This window comes from Gluconacetobacter entanii (genome assembly GCF_003206495.1).
Lineage (GTDB): Bacteria > Pseudomonadota > Alphaproteobacteria > Acetobacterales > Acetobacteraceae > Novacetimonas > Novacetimonas entanii.
The window spans coordinates 19759-36760 of sequence record NZ_NKUF01000029.1 but is presented as its reverse complement, the minus strand read 5'-3'; the positions used below and the strand labels follow the sequence as shown (position 1 = coordinate 36760).

Here is a 17002-nt window from a genome sequence, read left to right as displayed (position 1 = left end):
ACAGTATCAGTGCATTTCGCTGGAGCGAAAATACGCAGAAGAAAGATACGACAATGCAATCAATGTGACCTCTTGCATCGTAAAGGCCGTCCACATAAGGGGGAATATGGCCTGACAAACATTCAGCTTGGCTGGCTTTTCAGCGGGTTTTTCTGGGTCTATGCCTTCGCCCAGATCCCCAGCGGGCTGCTGGCCGATCGCTTTGGGGCACGCGCGACAATGCGGCTCAGTACGATCCTGTGGACGATGTCATCGGGGTTGATGGCGCTGGCACAGGGTTTTCCGGGGTTCTTTGCCGCGCGCATGCTGCTGGGACTGGCGGAGGCACCGGCTTATCCGGCCGGTACGAAAGCCACCGGATACTGGTTCCCGCGCAGTGAACGCGGAACGGCGACGGCCGTGTTTGACGCGTCCGCGCGGTTTGCCAATGTGGTGGGCGTCCCGCTTGTCGCACTTGTCGCGGTCCATCTTGGCTGGCGCTGGTCCTTTGTCATGACCGCATGTTTCAGCCTGTGTTACGCGGTTGCCTTTTTCCTTGGCTATCGCGATCCGTCACGGCATCCGCGTCTGACGGCACAGGAACATCGTTACATACTGGCGGGCGGGGCCTGTGCCGAAGGGACGGCGACGGCCGGAAGTGGCTGGGCCACCATTCCCCACCTGCTGCGGCAGCGCAAGATCTGGGGCATCATCCTGGGCTTTGCCGCATATGGGTATTTTTTCACGCTGTTCCTGACATGGATGCCCAATTACCTTGTCCGTGAACTGCATGTCAGCATGATGCAGTCCGCCATCTACGTCATGATACCGTGGGGTGTCGCGACCATTGGCGAACTGTTTGTCGGGGGCTGGCTGATTGATGCGCTGTGCCGCCGTGGATATGACGACACATGGACACGCAAGGCCATGCTCATGCTGGGTTTCATGCTTGGCATGGCGATGATCGGGTCCATTTTTACGCATCGTCCCGGATGGGCGGTGTTCTGGATATCCATCTCCCTTGGGGGCCTGTCCAGCGCCGCCCCGATCATCTGGAGCCTGCCGTCACTGGTTGCGCCACGCGGGGTCGGGGGCACGGTGACCGGGATTGCGAATTTCGTCAATAACGGCGCGGGGATCATCGCAACCGTCCTGACGGGATATCTGGTGAGCCTGACCGGGTCGTTTGGTGCGGCGTTCCTCTGCGCATCGGTCATGTTGCTGGCGGGATTTGTCGCTATTGCCATACTGGTGGAATCCTTTACACCCGTTGGCGAACCGCCAGCATGCGGGATTGCCGTGCCCCTTTCGGGACTGGCGGAGGACGGGCCGGTGAAATCCTGATGGCGGTGGGATCATGATTTTCCATGCAGGGTAACGTATGACCGACAATGCAGCCTCCCAGCCACTTGCACCTACGGCCCGCCGGATTGCCGATGCGTTGCGGCACGATATCCTGTCGGGCGTACTTGCACCGGGAACACGCATTCGCCAGGAAGATTACTCCGCACATTTCGGCGCCAGCCGTATTCCCGTCAGGGAAGCGCTCAAGGCCCTGCAAAGCGAAGGCCTGCTGACGCTTCAGGCGAACCGGGGCGCATGGGTTGCCCACATGAACCAGGCGCAATGCCTGGAGATCTACAAGATCCGTGAACGTATAGAACCCCTTGCCCTGAGCGAAAGCACGCAGCGCATGCCGGCAGAGGCCATGGACGGGCTTGAGGCGCTTGTGGAACGGATGGAACAGGTCACAACCGTCGAGGCGTTCATTCCGCTGGACCGGGAATTCCATCTGCGCAGTTATGAATATTCATCATTGCCTGAACTGAACGCCATGATCGTGCGCTACTGGAACACGACACAGCAATATCGCCGGGCCTATATGAATGAGGTCGGGTTCAGCCTGCGGACGATCGTTGATTCCGAACACAGGCTGTTGATGGACGCGATCCGGCGGCGCGACAGTTACAATGCGGAGCGCCTTTTGCAGGTGCATATCCGCAGGACACGCCTTGAATTCGAAAAGAACGAAGCTGCAGTGGCGGGTCAGATGTAACGCCAGGGCACCTCAGACGGAAGGAATGCGGTTATGGTCGGATTGCCGGGATTGCGCGGTGTGGAACATGTCGGTTTTACCGTGCCGGATATTGAAGAGGCCACCAGTTTTTTCGTCGATGTCATCGGGTGCGAACAGGTCTATTCCCTTGGGCCGTTCCGGTCCGCTGATGACTGGATGACGGAACACCTGAATGTTCCTGCCGACGCCATCATGCGTGAGTTGAGGTTTTTCCGGTGCCGGAATGGACCGAACTTTGAAATCTTCCAGTACGAGGTCTCGGGGCAACGCCTCTCTCCCCCGCTTAACAGTGATGTCGGGGGCCATCACCTGGCGTTTTATGTCGATGATTTTGAGGCGGCCCTTGCGTATCTGAAAAGACATGGCATACGGCTGCTGGGGAAGCCGACCTATCGCGATAGCGGACCGAGCGCGGGCCAGACATGGATATATTTTCTGGCCCCGTGGGGGATGCAACTGGAACTGGTCAGCTTTCCGCAAGGGAAGCTGTATGAAAAAACGGCCACGACCCTGTTGTGGCAGCCGTCCGCGATTTTGTGACGGTAATATTCCCCCACGGCAAAGCAACCCGTGCGGGGCCGGCCCCGTTATAACGGGCAACGAAATTCCTGCAGGACACAATCAGACATTCGTACCGGTACACGCTTTGAAGATGTTTTCAGGGTGGTTGCATTGATGGCGCAATGATTCTGGTGAGATGGGATCATAAAAGTGTTTTGTAGGAATATCCGTTATATTCGTGGCTAACAATAAATAAAAATAATTCACGAACCCGGCAAAAGCCAGACTGATACATAACCTGAACATGACCACACGCATCAGGCCCGCGAACAGGTGCGCGACCGTTCCGGATTGATGCTGATGGTTCATGGATCCCCGAAAAAATGAACGGGCAGCATTTGATGTCATCAGGTCTGGTTTGATTCAGGTTCATGATCTTCATCAGGATGAGGTTCAGGGCATGCGCGTCCTTCATGAATCATTTTTCCCGTCCGTTTTGAATTGCCTGCTTCCGGTCATATGGCGTTCATGTCACCGGAAAGTCATGAAACTACCGTTCTGGATTGCCGCCTGTCTGGGCTGTATCCTTATGTACCAGTCCGTGGCCGTAGCGGAGGAGGACCAGAATACAACGGTACAGTCCGTGCAGGACACCCAGGAACAGCAGACCCAGCCCGCGACGCAGAATTCGCAGGATGTCAAACTTCCACGCTGGATCCAGAAAATCCTGGGCGAGAAGACCAAGGCCAAAGGGCCGCCGGAAGTCTCCAACCCCACGCCCTATGGCGAAACCCAGCCGACGACGCCGTTGTACCAGACCATTCCGGGCTTCCTGCAGGCGCCATATGGCCCACCGGCCTTTGGTCCACCATTCGGCACGACCCATCTGCTGGGCGATTGGGGCGGTGTGCAGCCATGGCTTCAGAAACGCGGGCTGTATCTTGCTTTTGACGTTTATGAAGACCTTGCGGGTAATGTTTCCGGCGGCAAAAAGCGCGATGAAACTGTTGCAGGACAGGTTGGTGTCACGCTGGATGTCGATTGGGAAAAACTGCTGAATGCAGGATCATGGTCCAAGGACCTGTGGCTCCACCTGCTTGTGGTGAACGGGCATGGCCGGAACCTGAGCCGACTTTTTGGCGACAACGACAACCAGGTGCAGAAGATCTATGGCAGCCGTGGCAACGTGATTGCCCATATGGTCTGGGCCTATTTTGAAAAAGCCTGGCTTGATCGCAAGATCGACATGTCTGTCGGCTGGATTCCGACCGGGGTGTTTTTCCAGAACTCGCCATGGGTCTGCAACTTCATGAACGTCTGGCTGTGCGGTGGGGAGGCGCCGACAAAATTCATGACGGGTGGTCGTGGCTGGCCCTCGGGAAATATCGGCACGGTCCTGCGCCTGATGCCGATAAGGCAATTCTATATCATGGGGGGGCTGTTTGCGGTTTCTCCGCATGCCTATAACGGCGGTATCTCCGGGTGGTCATGGGGACAGGACGGACTGGGGAAACTTTCCACGCAGGTTGAAATCGGCTGGATTCCGGAATTCGGTCGTAACCACCTTATCGGGCATTACAAGGTGGGCGTGATGTATGACAATTCCCGCTACAATCATTTGTATGAAGATATCAATGGCGAACCCTGGGTGCTGAGCGGACTCCCCGCGCGCAAGGAAAGCGGGCAGACATCGCTGTGGGTCATTGCGGATCAGATGCTGCTCCGGCATGGGCCGGGTGAACTGAACGGTCTGATCCTTGGCGGGTATTATGCCTATGGTTCGGGACAGACATCGCAGATCAATCATACCCTTGTCGGTGTCCTGATGGATACCGGGGCAGCATGGAAGCGCCCGCTGGACAGCGTGGGGATTGCGGTCCTGTGGGCGAATTTCAGCCGTTCCGCCATTCTGGCGGAGGAAGCCGCCGCAGCGCATGGCCTGCCCCTTCCGGGGGCGAACTTTGGCGTGCCATATGGTATTCAGGGGCACGAAACGATCTATGAAGCCTATTACGGTTTCCACATCATGGATGGCCTGTCGATCAAGCCTGATTTCCAGTATGTCAACCATGTTGGCGGAACAAGGACGTTCAAGGACGCCGTGGTATTGAGCACGGCCGTCAACATTGCCTTCTGATGCATTGATGTCACATCGGGAAGATTGCTGTCGTGGTCTTCCCGATACTGGCGTGTCACGCAGTCGCGCGCTGGCGGCGCTGGAGTTCATAAACCTGCAGGTTGAGGTTGGTCAGGTCAAGAAGCGGTGTTTCGAGACCATGTTTCCGGGCCCGTGCGACCAGGTCACCGATGATCTGGTGGGCTTCTACCGGTGCGCCTTGGGACAGGTCACGGAACATGGAAGAGGTGAGCGGCGAACCATTTTTGCAAAGTAGCCGGGTCGTGTCGTCGATGGTTTTTGCATCCGGGCAATGGCCTTCTGCTGTGGCGATCGCGGCACATTCCCTGATGACCGCGCATGTAAAGTCTGTTCCATGTGGCTGTTCGGCGATTTCCCCCACGGTGCCCCGCATCAGGCAGCATATGCTGCCCAGTGACGCCAGCAGGATCCATTTATTCCACATATCCTGCACGATATGTTGCGAGCAGATGGTTTCAAATCCGGGGCTGGAAAAGGCTTTTTCAATCTGTCGTGCCTGCGCTGTTTCCTGTCCTGACATTTCCCCGAACGACAGTCGTGGCAGGGGGCCGCTCTGGATGATCCGGCCTTCCTTGTCCAGTTTGCTGACAATGAAACAGGTTCCACCCATGACAGCATTCTGGCCAAAACGCTTCGTCAGCAGATCAAGATGCAGCATGCCATTGAGAAGCGGTATGATACGGGTCGCAGGCCCCACGGCAGGAGAGAAATCGTCCATGGCCGCGTCAAGGGAATACGCCTTTACACTGAGCAGGACGATATCGTACGGGGCCGTAATGTCCTGGGCCGTCACCATTTTGGGACTGATGGTTGTATCCCCGATGGTGCTGCGCAGGGACAGGCCCTCGGCAAGCAGTTGGGCATGCCGCCGGGGACGCACCAGGAATGTAACGTCATGTCCGGCCGACGCCATGCGGGCTCCGAAATATCCACCCACAGCGCCAGCACCGACAACAAGGATTCTGGAGTTCATCAACCTGTTTCCTGTCTTTGTTCTTTTATGGAACTGGTATTCATGAAGTCGAAAGAGAGGGAGGGAGTCTGCACCTGTTCTATCGCCGGATCATCCACATGATCAGCGAAACCGCGCCACCGAGCAGCAGGCATGTCGTAATGGGGGCATAGAATGTGAAATTCTGCCGCTGGATCAAAATGTCACCGGGAAGCCTGCCAATCGGCAGGCGTGAAAGAAAGGGCCATAATATTCCCGCCAGGACAAGAAGCAGGCCGGCAGCAATCAGGAGGCGAGGCATGATGGGATATCCATGAGGTGTCCGACAGGTTGCTCCGGGACGTGGAAGTGAGCCTGCATATTCGGACAGTTTCAGGAAATGAACAAGCCATACCCTGTTGACGTTATGCCTCCACGGGGCATCGTGAAGATGCCTGCCCCAAACGTGATGCCATGACACGTGCGACGGCCGACCCCGGTGCTGCCTGGGCAAAAGCAGTATCTATGTGTGCCCAGGCAGCCCGGATCAATCAGAAATCAGCGGTCAGTGACACCATCGCCGTAAAGGCGGACCCCACGACGTAGGTCGGTGTGGAGGCGCTGACCGTATTGCCCTGAATTCCCTTGCGGGTCACGGCGGTCATGCCAAACCCATTGATGGAAGACAGGTAGTTGACACCGCCCATGTTGACCAGGTTAAGCATTATTTTCGGATGGACATGGGTATGGAACGATGGAAGCGTGCGGCCGATATTCAGGTCCGCCGTAATATATCCGGGGATTTTCTGGTCATTCATCAGGGTGGAATACTGCCGCCCCTGATAACGCAGGTTGAAATTGCTGAAATAGGTTCCGTCGTCATAGGTCAGGCCGATCGCGCCGCTCCATTTGGGGGAACCGGGTTCCTCCTTCCCTTTGGTAGGCAGGTAATCCGTGCCTGCGTTCACATTATTCCAAATCGCAGTATGGAGATACTGGCCCGAAGCATAGGCACTGATATGGTGCCAGGGACGTGTGCCGATTTCGCCCTGAAATCCCCATGCCTCCTCACCGCCGGCGGAAATTGGAGTACTGATCAGTACGCTTGTTCCAGGAAGGTAGGATGAACTTGAAATCTGATGATTCGTCAGGTTGTAATGAAACCATGATGCGGAAAAGTTGATCGGACCATTATGCCGGTAACCGACTTCTTCGCCGATAAAATATTCCGCATTCAGGTTGGCGGTCGGCTCACTCGAAGGTTTGGGGGACGTCATGGAGAACTGCTGCACATACGGACTCCATCCGGCAGGCAGTCGGTAGGATGTCGTGGCATTCATGTAGACCTGATCTGCCCGGGTGATGTTATAGCTGGCCAGAAACTGTGGCGTAGGCTCGAAATAATTCTTCCCGGCCTTGTAGGGCGTCGCCCCCGGCAGATCTTCCGTTGCGGTAACCGATGCCATGGAGGCCTTGAAGCCAGCATCAAGGACAAGCCGGCCGCCAAGCAGGGTGACCTTGTCATCAATGCCGATGGCGTTGACCTGCTGGCGTGTATTTTCCTGATATCCGGTAACACGCATACCGTTGGCCGTCAGGTATTTTTCTCCATAATTCCACGAACCGGTGGAGGAGAGGGGATACTGGTCCTGATATTCGGTGTGACCGCCATAGGAATACCAGTAAAATACGGAAAGCGAATTGTGTTTCGTCTTCCAGTTCAGGTTGGTCGTAAAGCCGCTGGTGTTCTGTCGCCACGGATGTACGCTCTCAACCGTAACCTTGCCGGACTGCCCTGCGTAGCCGTCAAGGTAGCTGTATTGCTGCGTTCCGATATACCCCCCGGCGATGGGGATCGTGGAGCCATAATTGTTCGGACCACTCTGGAAGGTGGTGTAGGGTTCAACATGTAACGTCAGTCCCTTGGCAACGGCGAAGTCGTTATGTATCGCGCCGAACACGACATTTGTGAAACGTTCGTTAATGGCGTAATAGTTCGAATCCCCGGCCTGATACTTGCCATCATAATTGAAGCTGGTCCCATACTGGTTCCACTGTGCCAGGGATGGATTGCGATAGATGTTCTGGTGGGACGTGGTATATCCAAATACGATATCGGATGTACTGTTGCGTGACCATCGTTTTTCGAGATTGGCATCAATATGATAACGCTCGATATTGCCCATCCCGCGCCACAGGTTGCCTGCGGAGTGGGAGAACGAAGCGAAGGCCCTGACATCGCTATGGCCGATTTCACCGGAATTGAGGCGAATGAACTGCTTTTGCAGGCTGTGGGTGCCGCCGGCGAAATCAACGCTGCCGCCGAATTTGTCCGAAGGACGGATTTCCTGCATCGAAACAATGGCCACGTCCGCATTGTAAAGCGGCGCAGACAGATCAACGGACCCCTGCGTGACCTTGACCGAGGCGATGTTTTCATTATCGACCATTGACGACGCCCAGGGCGCATAACTGAAGGCGTCCGAGACCGGGACACCTTCAAACAGGAAACCGATCTGTGTCTGGTCCAGTCCACGGATATGCATGGTTTCCGTTTCGGTGTTCAATGGACCTTCGTTACCTGCCTGAACGCCCGGAAGGCTGGCGATCAATTGTGTTGGCGAAACAGTCGGAACCTGTTTGGAAATATAGGCACGCGAAACTTCACTGACGGCAACAGGCGCTGTCTGGCGGACCAGAAGGCCGCCCCCAGAATTGCGATGTTGCGCAACGACACTCAGTTCTTCGCTCTCCTGACGCGGTCTGGTCTCCTTGCGCGTCGTTGTCGAAGGCACATGCGAACTGGGGGAGCCAGATGTTATGTTCCCGACTTTTCCTGACGGAGATGTCCTGTCGGATTGTGCGGCAAAGGACTGCTCCGTGTTCATCAGAATACCGCAGGTCATCATGATGCACGACGAAAAAAGATGGCAACGCAGGCGGCCATATGATGTGCCGTATTTTCTGATGGTCAGAATTTTCATTGAAAACACCCGGATCTGGAAAGGTAAGGTTCAGAAAAGGAAGCTTATGGAAAGAAATGCGGACAGACATGACGGCAGCCACCACGATGCAGTCATGGCAATGTCCGGATCTGTCCTGCCCCCGTTCATTTCGTGTCCAGCATGGTAAACGGTCCCGTAGATGTGTTCCTTTTGAGGATGGGACACTTCTACGGAATGCATGAAAGAAGACGTGTGATTGTTTCGTGATGTTTTTATTTCTGTTTCATGAAAATCATCTGTCGGCAGTCGTGGAACTGGTTTCGTTCGCTTTTCTTCTGTAGGAACCATATCGTTTGCGATATCCTGCATGCAGTCCATGGCGCTGCCCCGTGGATATTCTTCACGTCTGTCAAGGAAGTGAAATTTGAGAAAAATAATGTTCAGGACAGGTCTTGTTATTATATGTGCCGGGTTGTTCGGCGCCGTGTCACCAGTGGCGGCACAAACTATCCCGCAGGGGCGGGATCATGTCACCGAAAGCCTGCAGCGTCGGATATTTCCGCAGTTTTCGGACATCATGTCGAATGCAGGATTGAAAAAAACCATTTTTTCCGAAGGTGATATACAGAAAATCCTGCAGGACCGCCGTATGCGCGTCGCTGATGCACTGAAATGCATGCCCGCACCACGATGTGAGGTGGAGGCATGGAAAATTACACCGGATGAGCAGCGCATTATCGGGGAAGTCTTTGCACGTCTTGCTGCGCGCCTGCCTGTATTCAGGACCTATGGCGCTGCGCAATGGCAACGTGATGCGGATGCGGTCAATTATATCCTGTCCGTATATGGCGAAGGCGCATCACCACATTACCCTCGTATCGACGCGATGACGCAGGATGCAACAGCAAAGGATTACGGTCAGTTGGTCTCCGGCCTGCAACTGCACGCCCTTCAGGTGGCACCGCAGCCAGATGAGGACGTTTTTTCTGCGCCGATACATTATGCCATGCTCATGCTGGACATGAACGATCGTGATGATGCCATACATTTTCCGATGCTGTGGCAGGAATGGAACGCGCAGGCCCTTCATGCCGCGCGAAACCTGAACTGGCGGCACTATCCCTATAGCGCAATAATCGTACCCGGTGCAGGACCGGAACAGGCGGGTGTGGCGTTGTCGGCGATGGGGAAATTCCGCCTGATGCTGGCGGTAGAGGCATTCTGCAAAGGGTTGGCGCCTTTCATCCTTGTTTCGGGTGGGGCTGTCCATCCCGCGCAGACCCGTTATGTTGAAGCAGAAGAAATGCGTCGTGCACTGGTCACGCGTTTTGGTATTCCGGAACGCAATATCATCATGGAACCATATGCCCGGCATACGACGACCAATCTGCGCAATGCATCGCGTCAACTGGCCACCCTCAATGCGCCGCAGCAGCAGCCTGCCCTGATTATTACGGATCAGGACCAGAGTGCCTATATCGAAAGCCAGACCTTTGCACAGCGGAACCAGAAGGAACTGGGATGTGAACCGGGGACTTTGGGTAAGCGTATCTCACCTTTTGCCATTCCGTTTCATCCTGATGCACGCTGCAATGCAACGGATCCCCAGGATCCGCTGGACCCATGAATATCAAGAATGCAATCAGGTCCTGTCTGTCATGGCAACCACTCAACAGGTATGACGGCCAATGGCCGGATCGGTTGTGCTGTCACGTCCTGTTTCGACATGTCCGGCAATACGCCATGTAAGATGATGATGCCTGTCGCGCAGGATCAGGTCATACCATCCGGATGTCTCCCCGGTCTGTATGTCCAATTGGACCGGGGAGGCAGAAGCTGGGCAGTCCGTCACATGGCCTGTATAGGCATCTTCGACCCGAAAGTGGGTCAATGGGGCATGCAGCATGAGGATACATTTCCCGGTAACAGGATCATTTTCAGATGCGACCGATATCTCTCCGTATTTTCGGTGCATCCGTCCGGCAAAGCCACGAAAGAAACCATTGGGACCGTGGATATCGAGATCATAATGACCATGGGCATCTGTCATCCATCGGTCCGAAAGTGTCCCGCCCGGTGCGACGCCATAGGAGCGTGGCGGGGCAGCCCCGGCAATGTCGCGCACATGGAATATTGCTGCTGCCTTGCCGGAGTTGACGAACGTGACCTGTATATCCGTGCCGGCATGATCGATACGTGCAGTGACATGCAGGTCATAGGGAAGGGGCCGCGCACGCCGGATGCCCTGTTCCTGGACCGGCATGGTATGGTGCGTGGGAAGGGTGACGACGGAACTGGGATGAACATTTTGGTCCCGGGGGGCATAGGATGTGGTGGCGGGAAGCGGGGGGAGTGCCGTGTTCGGGTCTGCAAAATCAAATGCGGACGTCAGGTCGCCGCAGATGGCGCGCCGCCACGGGGTGATCTGTGTTTCCACCAGTCCGGGATGATCCCCTGCAAAACGCCGTTCGATAAAACGGATGAGGGAGGTATGGTCAAAGACCTCGGAATTGACCCATCCGCCCCTGCTCCATGGGGAGATGACCAGCATCGGAACACGCGGTCCCAGTCCGTAAGGGCCTGCATCATGCATGGCGCTGCCGGAAAAGATTTCATGTTCTGTTGAAATGCTGGACTGCCCCTGTGCCGGATCGGCCGGGGGGACAGGGGGCATGATGTGGTCAAAAAAACCATCATTCTCGTCATAGGTGATGAAAAGGGCGGTCCGGCCCCAGACGTCCGGATTGGACGTCAATGTCTCGATGATCCGCGATATGAACCATGCGCCATAATTTGCGGGCCAGTTGGGATGTTCGTCATAGGCATTGGGACATATCAGCCATGAAACCTGCGGCAGCGTGGCGTTTGCCACATCCCGCCGAAGGTCATCGAACAGTGTGCCTGACACGGCGATGTTCGTGCCGCTTCGGGCCTTGCGTGCCAGTGGGCTGCGTGCTTTTGCGGTCTGGTAATTGACGAAGCGCAGAAGGGTATTGTTGGCCGAATTGCCGATATAGTGGTTCTGATCGTCACCCCATCTGTTCCGGGCCGTCAGGCCGGAGCCAACGTCCTGATAGATCTTCCATGACACGCCTGCGGCTTCCAGTCGTTCAGGATAGGTCGGCCAGTCACAGACCATGTCGTTCGTGTCGAGTTGCGGACCATGTCCCCTGCCGTCATTACCCGTCCATCCGGTGAACATGTAGTTGCGATTGGGATAGGTCGGCCCCATGACCGAACAGTGATAGCTGTCGCAGATGGTGAACGCATCGGCCAGCGCGTAATGGAAGGGAATATCCGCCCGGTTGAAGTGGATCATGGTGGAAGGCGTCTTGTGCGCGACCCAGCCATCCCATCGGCCATGGTTCCATGCGCGATGCGTGCTGTTCCAGTCATGAGGGGTGTCACCGATGAAACTCAGGCCGAGGTTATCCACCGCCGGGCGAAACGGCAGCAGCACGCCCTTCCCATGTGGCTGTTCCCAGACCGGCCGCCCGTTGGGCAGGCGCATGGCCCGGGGGTCACCAAACCCGCGCACCCCGGAAAGTGTACCGTAATAATGGTCAAAGGACCGGTTTTCCTGCATCAGGATGACGATGTGCTCGACATCCCTGATGGAGCGTGTACGGGTATTGGCCGGAAGCGCAAGGGCGCTGCGGATGCTGTCGTGCAATGCTGTGGCGGTTACGCCTGCTCCCAGGAATTTCAGAAAGGAACGGCGATCCGACCGCTTCATGGCATGCTCCGCAGGTGACATCAGGAATAAAGATGTTACCCTACGGCAGCACAGGAATGGCGAGTGTGGATTTTACATGAAGGTTTCATGACGGATTACTGACGGCTGCCATCATCCCTTCAGTGTAGCGATGCTTTTCCTGATGTCAGGGAGCCTGCCGATAAGGTTTTCCTTGTGAAAGGCGGCCGCGATTTCTTCCTGCTGTGCAATGCTGTCGTCATCCATGGCATTGAACCTGAAGGGCAGTTTTTCGACGGAATTGCGCACGATATCGGGCGCCAGTCCGGTGCTGCTGGCCAGGATCCGCGTGACATCTTCCCTGTGTGCCTGCGCCCAGTTATCGCATTCGATGATGGCGTTCCTGACGGCCACAAGAAGGTCGGGACTGTTCTGATAGAAAGAAACGCTGGAGAGGTAGAAAGACATGGCGCCCTTTATGTCCGCGCCAGTGGCAAGGGCGCGTGTCTTCTGCCCCACGGCGGAGAGGTAGGGATCCCATATTGCCCAGGCGTCGATGGTTCCGGCCTCGAACGCTGGCCTTGCGGCGGCAGGCAGGAGATAGGAAAGGTGAATGTCATGAAACGAGAGCCCTTTTTGCAAAAGGCTCGACAGCAGCAGCCAGTTGGCGTCTGATCCGCGTGTCACCGCGACCCTTCGGCCTTTCAGGTCCTCAATGCTCCGGATCGGGCTGTCATCATGGACAATGATGGCCTCGCTTGACCCGGATTTGGGTTCATGACCGAAATAGACGATGGAATCCGGAATATTGGCCTGGGCAAAGACAGGGGGCAGGTCGCCGGTCTGCCCCACATCTATCGCCCCTGCGGCCATGGCCTGCAGCAGGGGAGGGCCGGCAGGAAACTGCGACCATTCGACCGTAATGCCCGTATTGGCCAGCGCGGTCTCCAGAAAGCCCTTTTCCTTGATGAGGACAAGTGTCCCGTATTTCTGATACCCGATCCTTATCCTTTTTTCGGCTGCAAACGCTTTCTTTTCAAGCAGCATGCCCGTGGCGCCTGAAAGCATCAATGTCATCAGGGTGCGTCGGTCCAGCATCATCTGGTTTTCCTTCCTGCCATGTTTTCAGAGGTGATAGGTGAATTCGCCGCCAAACATGGCAGGATCGCCCAGTTGTCCATAAAACAGCCCCCCGTTGGCCTGCGGGGTCATGGTAATGAAATAGCGTTTGTCCAGCATGTTATGTCCCCAGAAACTGACGTCCCATTTTCCTGAACGCGGGCGTGCGCCGATATGGGCATCGAACAGGCCATATGGCGCGATCCGGGTGTAGGCGGATTCGGACGGATCCGCGTAATAACTGCTGCGATAGGTATAATCCCCGCCAATATAGAGCAGGAGGTTGGATCCCCAGTGCGCGGAGGCAGGGAGGAATGACTGGAACGCAATGGTGTATTCCAGCCCCGCCGAAAGGTTCCATTTGGAATTGAGCGGGATCTGGTTTCCTGAAAGGTCTTTCATGGTCTTGACGTTGGAGGATTCAAGCGGCTGTGTCGCATTGCGAAACGATGCATAGAACGCATCCGTATAGGCAGCGGACAGCCGCCCCTCCAGCCCCGGTGCCAGCGTGCCGCGCGCATCGAGTTCGAACCCGCGCGAAATGACGTGATTCGCATTGGTAAGATAGGAAATGATCGTTCCCGTTGGCGTATAGTAGCTGGCGCTGGTGATGTAGTTGTGGATGTTGTTCCAGTATGCCGATGCGTTCAGCAGGAGCCTTTTGTTGAAAAAGGCGTTCTTGATGCCAAATTCGAACATGTCATTCAGTTCCGGCTTCACGTCGGGATTGGCGCCCTGCGACACATTCAGGTTCGCCACGTTGATGCCACCGTTCCTGACGCCACGGCTGTATGTCGCATAAAGCAACTGCGCGCCATTGGGTCTGTAAACAAGGCTGAGGCTGCCGCTGGGTTCCGTTTCACGATGAAAGGCACGATAGGACATCGGCGCCCCGAACATGGAATTGCGTAATGTCGTCGCAAGGCTGGAATCCGCTGCCGACAGGCCGGAAAATGACTGACCGGAACTTGTAAATGACTCATATCCACCGGATTTGGTGACGAAGGAGTAGCGGAATCCGCCTTCCACGCTCAGTTTCCGGCTGATCTGGTATTTCGCCCTGACATACCCGGCAAGGGAGTTCGTGACCGGGTCGTCCGATGCGCTGTAGCCATAACCATTCAGGGCGGCGTTATAGACCGCAGGGCTGTAGCCATAGCCATAATATTTCGCCCCCTGCGGGGTAATGGCGTCATAGATGGAATCGGGCACGGCCTCGTACATGTAAAACACGCCGCCGCTGACCTGCCATGGCCGGTTTTCCGGGGAGGAGATGCGCAGTTCCTCTGTCGCATGCTGTTCATAGACCTGGTTGTTGCCAGCGGTCTGTGCCCAGATGCCCGGAATGATGCCTGTCCCGCCGGTATAGGCATTGTGCGGATACCAGTACCATGTCCGCCACGCGGCGATGTTTTCCAGTTTCCAGCCGTGGGGAAGGCGATAGTTGAGGTCCAGAGACACGCCGTAGGATTCCTGGTCATAGGCCTGGCTGCCCGGACCGCTGATCAGCATGTCCCTGAAACTGTGCGCCGGAATTGCCGTCGCCCCGGCATAGGCCGCGCGCTGTGCATAGGTGCCAGAAATTGCCGCGCCATTGGCGTAATTTGACAGCATCGTGGAGGGAACGGACACGCAGCAACTGCCCCGCAGATGCGTGTAATCGGCAATCAGGCGCAGGCTCAGCCTGTCCGTCGGGTTGGCAAGGATCTGCCCCTTTACGCCGATATCATGGTAATCCTGATACATGCGCCCGGTTGTCACGTTTCTGACGTAACCGTCGCGGTTATTGGAAAAACCGGAGATACTGTAGGCAACCTTGTCACTGTTGCCGACGGCCCCGGTCGCACGCAATCGGATGTTTCCCGTATTGTAACTGCCGTAATCGCCCGTGACGCTGTACTGCCGTTTGAAGGACGGGGCGGCCGTGGTGATGTTGATGATCCCGGCATCATTATCGACGCCGCCACGTGTCGCCTGCGGTCCCTTGAGCACCTCGAACCCGCTCAGATCCGTGATATCGTAAAGGACGGCCCCTGGCCGGGTCTGGTAAACGCCGTCGATATAGACCGCCGTTCCATTTTCCAGACCATCCTGAGCGGTGGAACTGAAATTCCCCAGGCCACGTATGTTGATTGCCGTATTGCGCGGATTCGTGACCTGAAGTGTCACCGACGGCAGAAGTTTCTGCGCCTGCTGCAGGTTGGTGATCTGGTGTGACTGCAGGTCCTTTTCCGTCACGGTCGTGACGGAGACGGGATCATTCTGATGTGCAAGCACCTGGCGGCGGGACGTCGATGCCGCCCCACGCACATGTATGGTTTCCATGCCGTGGCTGACGACTGGAGCACTGGCGGCGGGCTTGCCCCTGACAAGATGCGGCGTGGGCCGGGCCGTATCCTGCGATGCTGTCCGGGTGGCCGCATGGGCGTCAGGGGTACTGAACAGGCAGCAGGCAAAAAAGGTCGACGTCATGGCAAGCCGTTCCGGGACGCCGGGGCCCGGTCGGTTCGCCTTCCGCATGGATATTGGCGGCTGCATGTTCGTGAAAGCCATAAAACAACACTTCCGAATCGGTCGAAGGTGAAACAACATCAACCAAACGTGGAAAATTGGCAATAGTTTTATAAATATGCATTGACAACAGTTATATGATGGATTTGCATGCTGGCAGAAGTGAAAAGTGCGATGGAAAAAGGCGCGTGCGTTGCCGCAGGCCATCACATGTCGGGAGGATCAATCAGGCGTCATGAAGGAACTGACAGATATCGGCGCAGACCGCCGGCAGGAGGGGGCAGTCCGCATTCCTCATCCCCCATGGCGTGCCCGCCTGGGCGCATGGGGTGGGGGATGGCAGCGTTATGCATCGTCCATGATCATGCTTGGCGGCTGGAAGGCGGCGTCATCGGCAGGCCTCATCCCGCCGCGCATCCTCTCGTCCCCGCTTCAGATCCTGCAGACCGGATGGGCGCTGGCATGTGACGGGACGTTGTCCGCCAACCTCGAAATCTCGCTCCTGCGGGCGTCGGCGGGGCTGATTCTGGCCGTGGTGGTGGGGGTGGCCCTTGCGCTTGTGGCGGGACTGTCGCGCACGGGGGAAGACATCGTGGACGCCCCATTGCAGGTGATCCGCACGCTGCCGGCGCTGGCGCTGGTGCCGCTGTTCATCCTGTGGTTCGGGATCGGGGAACTGCCCAAGATCCTGCTGGTGGCCCTGGGGGCGATGTTTCCCGTCTATCTCAACCTGCACAAGGGCATCCGCGCGGTGGACCCCAAACTGATGGAGATGGCGTCGCTGCTTGGCCTGTCGCGCCGGGCGACCATCCGTCACGTGGTCATTCCTGGCGCGCTGCCCGATTTCCTGGTCGGACTGCGGTTTGCCGTCGGGATTTCATGGCTGATGCTTGTGGTGGCGGAGCAGGTGAATGCGGAAAGCGGCATCGGCCACATGATGATGGATGCACAGGATTTCCTGCGGACCGACATCATTCTGGTCGGACTGGTCATCTATGGCGTGCTGGGACTGCTTTCGGATCAGGTCGTGCGTTTCCTGGAGGCACGCCTGCTGGTCTGGCGTCCCCTGCGCGAGAGGAAGGTGTAA

General features: G+C 56.5%; 13 protein-coding genes. 6 read left to right on the top strand and 7 right to left on the bottom strand.

Annotation, left to right across the window (positions count from 1 at the left end):
* Nucleotides 1–72 precede the first annotated feature (72 nt).
* Genes CFR72_RS11880 through CFR72_RS11870 form a run of 3 tightly spaced genes read left to right on the top strand, consistent with a single transcriptional unit; the run spans nucleotide 73 to nucleotide 2596 of the window.
* Entirely contained in the window at nucleotides 73–1323 is a 1251-nt protein-coding gene (locus CFR72_RS11880; RefSeq protein WP_244182277.1) for an MFS transporter, read from the top strand.
* A gap of 37 nt (nucleotides 1324–1360) precedes the next feature.
* Nucleotides 1361–2035, top strand: a complete 675-nt coding sequence (locus CFR72_RS11875; RefSeq protein ID WP_110914149.1) for a GntR family transcriptional regulator — start codon at nucleotides 1361–1363, stop codon at nucleotides 2033–2035.
* A gap of 33 nt (nucleotides 2036–2068) precedes the next feature.
* Nucleotides 2069–2596, top strand: a complete 528-nt coding sequence (locus CFR72_RS11870; protein ID WP_110914148.1) for a VOC family protein — start codon at nucleotides 2069–2071, stop codon at nucleotides 2594–2596.
* 163 nt (nucleotides 2597–2759) lie between these two features.
* Here the strand turns inward: CFR72_RS11870 and CFR72_RS17260 are convergent, their stop codons facing one another.
* Nucleotides 2760–3032 carry a hypothetical protein gene (locus CFR72_RS17260; RefSeq protein WP_146220722.1) on the bottom strand — a complete coding sequence of 91 codons (273 nt, stop codon included), beginning with the start codon at nucleotides 3030–3032 and terminating at the stop codon, nucleotides 2760–2762.
* A 69-nt stretch (nucleotides 3033–3101) separates the two neighbouring features.
* On the opposite strand from CFR72_RS17260, the gene CFR72_RS11865 reads away from it, so the two are divergent.
* Complete coding sequence (locus CFR72_RS11865) at nucleotides 3102–4694, top strand: carbohydrate porin (RefSeq protein ID WP_244182276.1); 1593 nt, start codon at nucleotides 3102–3104, stop codon at nucleotides 4692–4694.
* Between the two features lie 55 nt (nucleotides 4695–4749).
* On the opposite strand, the gene panE is transcribed toward CFR72_RS11865, so the two are convergent.
* From panE to CFR72_RS11850, 3 genes are all read right to left on the bottom strand, one after another.
* Entirely contained in the window at nucleotides 4750–5688 is a 939-nt protein-coding gene (gene panE / locus CFR72_RS11860) for a 2-dehydropantoate 2-reductase (protein ID WP_110914146.1), read from the bottom strand.
* A gap of 79 nt (nucleotides 5689–5767) precedes the next feature.
* Nucleotides 5768–5968, bottom strand: a complete 201-nt coding sequence (locus CFR72_RS11855; RefSeq protein WP_110914145.1) for a DUF2905 domain-containing protein — start codon at nucleotides 5966–5968, stop codon at nucleotides 5768–5770.
* A 229-nt stretch (nucleotides 5969–6197) separates the two neighbouring features.
* The gene (locus CFR72_RS11850; protein WP_244182275.1) at nucleotides 6198–8534 is read right to left on the bottom strand and encodes a TonB-dependent receptor; all 2337 of its coding nucleotides are present in this window, start codon (nucleotides 8532–8534) and stop codon (nucleotides 6198–6200) included.
* A 481-nt stretch (nucleotides 8535–9015) separates the two neighbouring features.
* Between CFR72_RS11850 and CFR72_RS11840 the strand changes: the two genes are divergently transcribed.
* Complete coding sequence (locus tag CFR72_RS11840) at nucleotides 9016–10218, top strand: YdcF family protein (protein WP_146220721.1); 1203 nt, start codon at nucleotides 9016–9018, stop codon at nucleotides 10216–10218.
* Between the two features lie 42 nt (nucleotides 10219–10260).
* On the opposite strand, the gene CFR72_RS11835 is transcribed toward CFR72_RS11840, so the two are convergent.
* The 3 genes from CFR72_RS11835 to CFR72_RS11825 all read right to left on the bottom strand — a co-directional run bounded on the left by CFR72_RS11835 (nucleotide 10261) and on the right by CFR72_RS11825 (nucleotide 15876).
* Nucleotides 10261–12327 carry a phosphocholine-specific phospholipase C gene (locus CFR72_RS11835; RefSeq protein WP_110914142.1) on the bottom strand — a complete coding sequence of 689 codons (2067 nt, stop codon included), beginning with the start codon at nucleotides 12325–12327 and terminating at the stop codon, nucleotides 10261–10263.
* Between the two features lie 111 nt (nucleotides 12328–12438).
* The gene (locus CFR72_RS11830) at nucleotides 12439–13386 is read right to left on the bottom strand and encodes an aliphatic sulfonate ABC transporter substrate-binding protein (RefSeq protein WP_110914141.1); all 948 of its coding nucleotides are present in this window, start codon (nucleotides 13384–13386) and stop codon (nucleotides 12439–12441) included.
* A 24-nt stretch (nucleotides 13387–13410) separates the two neighbouring features.
* Nucleotides 13411–15876, bottom strand: coding sequence for a TonB-dependent receptor (locus CFR72_RS11825; RefSeq protein WP_233043727.1), 2466 nt, complete (start codon nucleotides 15874–15876; stop codon nucleotides 13411–13413).
* Nucleotides 15877–16273: 397 nt separating this feature from the next.
* Here CFR72_RS11825 and CFR72_RS11820 point away from each other — a divergent pair, with 397 nt between their 5' ends.
* Complete coding sequence (locus CFR72_RS11820) at nucleotides 16274–17002, top strand: ABC transporter permease (protein WP_244182278.1); 729 nt, start codon at nucleotides 16274–16276, stop codon at nucleotides 17000–17002.